The 1,005-nt window shown below is 55.9% G+C and carries 1 rRNA gene; it reads right to left on the bottom strand.

Going from position 1 to position 1,005, the window contains the following annotated elements:
• Positions 1 to 1,005: ribosomal RNA gene (locus tag WS40_RS10745) — 16S ribosomal RNA — on the bottom strand; the annotation flags it as partial.

Raw genomic sequence — 1,005 nt, 5'->3', positions numbered from 1 at the left:
GGAGGTGTTCCAGCCGCACCTTCCGGTACGGCTACCTTGTTACGACTTAGCCCCAGTCACCAGTTTTACCCTAGGCCGATCCTCGCGGTTACGGACTTCAGGTACCCCCGGCTCCCATGGCTTGACGGGCGGTGTGTACAAGGCCCGGGAACGTATTCACCGCGCCATGGCTGATGCGCGATTACTAGCGAATCCAGCTTCACGGAGTCGGGTTGCAGACTCCGATCCGAACTGAGACGTGGTTTGGGGATTCGCTCCCTGTCGCCAGGTGGCCTCCCTTTGTCCACGCCATTGTAACACGTGTGTCGCCCCGGATGTAAGGGCCGTGCTGATTTGACGTCATCCCCGCCTTCCTCGCAGCTTACGCTGGCAGTCCCACCAGAGTCCTCAGCATCACCTGTTAGTAACTAGTGGCAAGGGTTGCGCTCGTTATGGCACTTAAGCCGACACCTCACGGCACGAGCTGACGACAACCATGCAGCACCTCGCAAACGGCTATTGCTAGAAAAGGTGTTTCCACCTCGGTCCGAATGCGTTCAAACCCGGGTAAGGTTCCTCGCGTATCATCGAATTAAACCACATGTTCCTCCGCTTGTGCGGGCCCCCGTCAATTCCTTTGAGTTTCACCGTTGCCGGCGTACTCCCCAGGTGGATCACTTAACGCTTTCGCTGTGCCGCTTACAGTGTATCGCAAACAGCTAGTGATCATCGTTTACTGCGTGGACTACCAGGGTATCTAATCCTGTTTGATCCCCACGCTTTCGTGCATCAGCGTCAGTCATGGCTTGGCAGGCTGCCTTCGCAATCGGGGTTCTGCGTGATATCTATGCATTTCACCGCTACACCACGCATTCCGCCTGCCTCAAACATACTCAAGCCCCCCAGTTTCAACGGCAATTCTATGGTTGAGCCACAGACTTTCACCGCTGACTTAAAAGGCCGCCTACGCACCCTTTAAACCCAATAAATCCGGATAACGCTCGGATCCTCCGTATTACCGCGGCT

This window comes from Ruminococcus sp. N15.MGS-57, from assembly GCF_000980385.1.
GTDB classification, from domain to species: domain Bacteria; phylum Bacillota; class Clostridia; order Oscillospirales; family Ruminococcaceae; genus Hominimerdicola; species Hominimerdicola aceti.
Note: the sequence above shows the minus strand (reverse complement) of the source record. Positions and strands in the feature narration are given on the sequence as shown.